The following is a 4,567-nucleotide window of genomic DNA, read 5'->3' on the forward strand; positions in this document are numbered from 1 at the left end:
AGCAGCCTGTTAAAGGAACGGCGGGCATTTTTCTTTCCAACCCAACGGCGAACCGGCGCCCGTTGTATTCTGAAACGGCCTCTGACGTGGCATTCATGCTTACCAGCATCGAGCAGATGCGAGTTTTTCTAACGCAGAGTACGATGCACTCGGTGCCGCAGTGAAAGTGACATACCATGAAGCACAAGAACACCAATAGCTAGGTTACCTGGCGCGCTGCGCCCCGCTCGGCCGGTCGCCGAAGTGAGAAGAAGGAGAATGATGGCTACGACGATGTACTTTGAAGAGACCGTCCGTGATCAGGGCGGCAAAACGGAGTTCGAACTTGAACTTGGACGTTCATCGTACTATCCGGAGGACAGTGTCTATCTAACTGTTGATGGAAAGACCGTCATCATGGATCGTGCTACGGCGAAGCGCTTCGTGGAAGCGGTTGCCGCCGTCGGACGCTACCACGGGATGCTCGACTAACAAGGCAATGGAAGGGCAAGAAAATCCAATATGTCCATCAAACGTGCAAGAGCTTCTGCAAGCTTTCCAGAGGGAGCGGACGAAAGCTATGTTAGCCTGGCCGAAGTCCGCCGCCAGCTTGTCGGTCGTCGCGTTTCTTCGGTCGACTACACGAGTCACAACGTCATCGCATTGGTCTTCGAGGATGGTACCTCGGTGACATTCACCCCGAGCGGGACTGAGGGCGATGATTTGGAACTGAGCATCGAGCGATAGCGGAAAGAGAAAGGCCCGACAGATTGTGTCGGGCCTTTCTCTTTTCTACGGCTAGCTCGAACTACAGTGCTGCATCCTTCAGCTTCTTCAGCGGGCGCACCTTCACCTTGACAGAAGCCGGCTTTGCGGCGAACCACTGGTCCTGGCCAGTGAAAGGGTTCCGCCCAAAGCGCTTCTTGGTTGCCGGCACCTGGATGGCCGACACCTTGAACAGGCCCGGGAACGTGAATTCGCCTGCCCCTTTCTTGTGGATGGCGCTGGCAATCGTGCTTTCGAGGTGGGCGAGTACGGTCTGCACCGTCTTCTTGTCCAGTTCGGTCTGCGTAACCAGGTGCGCGAGCAGGCTCGACTTGTTGAAGGTGTCCTTCAGCGGCTTTGCCACGGGTGCGGCGGCCGCCTTCTTCGCTGCGGGCGCAGCCTTCTTCGCCGGCGCTGCCGGTTTCTTCGCCGCAGTCTTCGGGGCGGCCGTCTTCTTCGTTGCCATGGAGCTCCTGTTTCGAGAATGCCGGCACCGTGCCGGATCGGCAGAGCTTAGCGAAGAAGACACGCATTTTGCAACGGGGAAATCGCTAGTCTGGCGCTTTCCCCACAGCCTCATAGCGCTTTCGCTTGCGTTGGCCCTTTGCCGCGATGGTGTTCAGGATCGCGCAGGACGGGCACCAGTGGCCCGCCTTCACACCGGAGGGCGTCGCGTCCCAAACGTGGCCACGGTGGCACTGCCACGTTAGTTTGGCCTTCCCGTGGACATAGACGTCGGAGAGACAGATACCACCGCGGTCCCGTGCCAACGCGCGCATCGCCTCTATGCCCAGCTTTTGTCCCTCGTTGCGGCAAAGACGGCACCAGCCACCCTGGAGGATGTTGTTACCGAGCGCATCCCATTCGTGCCCAACCGCGCATCGGAAACGGTATGAGGCGTTGGTTCCATGGTAAGCGGTACTCAGACATTGGCCTGCGTGTGCTTTGGCCGCTTCGTGAATGCGCGCCAAGCCGTCGGCATCGGTCCGTTGTGCGCCTAGTCGGGCGTCGGTGCACACCCGGCACCAGTTCCCTTGCTTGAGAACTTTGTAGCCTATCGCTTCCCAACGGTGGCCAGCCGCGCATTCGAATGGGTAATGGTCGCGGCCGGTCTTCCAGGCGGCCGCGAGACACTTTCCCCCGCGCTCGGCCGCCTTGGCGTGCAAGTCGTCCAAGCCGTACTTTGAGGCTTGCCGGTGTGGCGTTGGCTTCGTTGGCTTGCCGGCGCAACGGGGACACCAGTAGCCCGCCAGCACGCTTCGCCCTTCTGGATGCCATTCATGCCCACGCTGGCAGCGGATTCTATGGATCGCCGCGCCACCGAGAAATCCACCGTCGTTCAAACACCGGCCGCCGCGATCCGCCACGATCTTGTCGAACTTCGCTGCGATGCTGGCTCGGCTGCATTCGGGACAACCGGGCGCCTTGTATAGGACACCGTAGGCCCTGCGCTCAAAGCGATGCCCTCTAGCGCATTCAAGGAGAATCGTGGCGCTAACGCCGTGCCATGCCGTCGCGTGGCAGACAAGGCCTTGTAGCCTGGCGGCGTCATGTAGACGTGCAAGGGCTGCGAGCGCGCGGGGCGACTGAGGACTGTCTTGATTCACTGTGCGGCCCGGGGCTAAGCGAAAGAGGGGTTAATTCTCTTCGATCGTGGCGGCAATGCGTACCACCGTCCGATTGCTGGCCAGGCCAAGCCGCTCTGTGACTGCGTCAGGCGCAACGCCACGGATCAGCAGGCGCCGGCAGAACGTATTCCGCAAGGTCCTCGGGCTCATGTTTTCGACGTCCTGGCCGATGGCGGCGAGGGCCTCACGCACAATCTTGCCAAGGCTCATGTCCGTGATGGGTGTGCCAGTGCGCTTGAGCGTGAACAGCAGGTCGCTATCTACGGGCAAGTTCTGTCGTACAGCATGCCAAGCGGCCAAAGGGGCGATGGCAAAGGGCTCAAGGTGCACGGTGCGGGAGATCTTGGGCGGACGTGCTGGCACGTGCAAATAGGGCGGCGTTGCATTCGGGTGTAGGTCCGGAACGCGCGCGGCACGTCCCTCGCTGGCCGTGACGCCGGTGCCCAGAAAGAGCGCAACAATCGCGCGTCTCTGCAGCATTTCGGGCGAATCCCCGCGGCGGGGCATGACGAAGTCCTGCAGGCGATGGTCGACGTCCTGGGAAAGGAATTGGACTTCGGGATCGTCTTCCGGCCAGCGACCCGCTTGGACTAGCTCCGAAGCTGGATTTGTTTTTCGTACGCCGGCCTCGACCAGATGCCTGCACAGCCGATCGAGCAGCTTCAGGTAGCGCATACGAGTGGCCGGCGTGTACGTGGCTGCCTCTGGGCTGAGCCAGAACGCGTCGATCTGGTCTGCACCGAAGCTGGCCAGCGTTGCACCGTGCCCGACCAGGTGTCGGTGGAACCGAACGAACATAGCGCGGTGCTGGACGATCGATTGCTCTGAGAAAGGCCTGCGGTCTGCGCCGGCCGCTTCGCGGGCCTGCCAATCAGCGTAGGCCTTAGCAGGTTCGGAGAGCCAGAGTTTATCCATAAGAATTTATATACTGGAAGATGCTTGCCCCATGCCATTATCGGCGCGTTGCGCCGCCCACTGCTTGCAGATGCGGGGGTACCCTCCCGCCTGAGCGGGCCCGGTGCAGGCGAGCATAGCGCGGATATCTGGCATCCATTGCATCCTCCACCACCGCTACCCGGCTTTGCTCAAACGGTGCGCACTCCAGTAGGTGCGAATCAGCGCAGTAGCGAAGGATTTCGAGCAGCAGTGCGTGACGACGTGGCTCGGGAAAATGCAGCCGACGGTTTCGCGTCCAAGTCCGGTAGCCGGCATGTGTAAGGGCAAGCAATTGGTCGGCGGTACCGTCCACATTTTCAGCTAGACGCCGTGCTTCTAGAAGGCCTCTGACCAAGATAAGGCCGAATTGCTATCATAAGCCTTGGGGTTATGAAAACACTGCACCTTATTCGGATTGAGAATAAGCAGTTCAGGCCGTGAACGCCTGCCCAAACTGCCTTGCCCGCTTGACGTCGTCGCTGTGGAGATAGATCGACGTGGTCGAAATCGACGCATGGCGCAGGTTATCGCGCACGGCGCTCAGCTCGACGCCCTTGGCCAGCGCGTGCGTTGCATGGGTATGCCGCATCCAATGCGGCGTGGCACGGCGGAGCTTCTCGGTCAGCGGTGGGTAGTCGCTGGCCAAGTTGTCTGCGGCCAACCGGAAAAATCGGCGCATGACCTCCCAAAGCCGTAGCGCCGTGATGCCGGTCTCGCTTCCGTCCAAGCTACCGACCAGTGGCGTGGCCGGCTCCCAGCGGGCGCGGCTGATCGGTAAGCCGCGCTCCTGCAGATAGCGATCGAGCGCGACGCGCGCCAGCGGCGTCAGGGTAACCTTGGCTGGCTTGCCGCCCTTGCCAACGACATGCAGCCAGTGATCGCCGGCGGCATCCGCCTCGACATTGCGCAACATCGCCTGGGTTAGTTCGCTGATCCGCAGTCCTGTGGCATAGCCGAAGTCCAGCAGGAAGCGCAACCGTTGCGCCGCCGGTGCTTCCCATCCGTACGACCATTCGAGCCCGTTCGCGATGGCCCGCACCAGCAGCCATTCCCCTTCGGTGAAGGCGTGGGTCGTGGCCACCGCCTTTGCGTGCTGGCTGCCTCGCTCCTTGATGCCGGCAAAGGGATTGGCCATGACATAGCGCTGCTCGACGAGCCAGCGGAACATGGCGCTGAGCACGGCGAGCGCCTGCGCCACCGAGCGGGCCGACAGATTACCCGCAAACGGCCGCCAGTCCGGCGCCGTGCGCGGCCGCGGC

At 61.5% G+C, this 4,567-nt stretch carries 5 protein-coding genes; 2 read left to right on the forward strand and 3 right to left on the reverse strand.

Features of this window, described 5'->3' with window-relative positions; all coding sequences use genetic code 11:
- Positions 1-258: 258 nt before the first annotated feature.
- Entirely contained in the window at positions 259-471 is a 213-nt protein-coding gene (locus D769_RS14665) for a hypothetical protein (protein ID WP_008646269.1), read from the forward strand.
- A 30-nt stretch (positions 472-501) separates the two neighbouring features.
- Positions 502-726 carry a hypothetical protein gene (locus D769_RS31845; RefSeq protein ID WP_008646270.1) on the forward strand — a complete coding sequence of 75 codons (225 nt, stop codon included), beginning with the start codon at positions 502-504 and terminating at the stop codon, positions 724-726.
- 61 nt (positions 727-787) lie between these two features.
- Here the strand turns inward: D769_RS31845 and D769_RS14670 are convergent, their stop codons facing one another.
- From D769_RS14670 to D769_RS14685, 3 genes are all read right to left on the reverse strand, one after another.
- Positions 788-1,210 (reverse strand): HU family DNA-binding protein, encoded by a 423-nt coding sequence (locus tag D769_RS14670; RefSeq protein ID WP_008646271.1) that lies wholly within the window; start codon positions 1,208-1,210, stop codon positions 788-790.
- A gap of 1,171 nt (positions 1,211-2,381) precedes the next feature.
- Positions 2,382-3,170, reverse strand: a complete 789-nt coding sequence (locus D769_RS14680; RefSeq protein ID WP_008646273.1) for a tyrosine-type recombinase/integrase — start codon at positions 3,168-3,170, stop codon at positions 2,382-2,384.
- A gap of 568 nt (positions 3,171-3,738) precedes the next feature.
- A partial coding sequence (locus D769_RS14685; RefSeq protein WP_008646274.1) for a tyrosine-type recombinase/integrase occupies positions 3,739-4,567 on the reverse strand: 829 nt, incomplete at its 5' end.

The organism is Cupriavidus sp. HMR-1 (assembly GCF_000319775.1).
Lineage (GTDB): Bacteria > Pseudomonadota > Gammaproteobacteria > Burkholderiales > Burkholderiaceae > Cupriavidus > Cupriavidus metallidurans.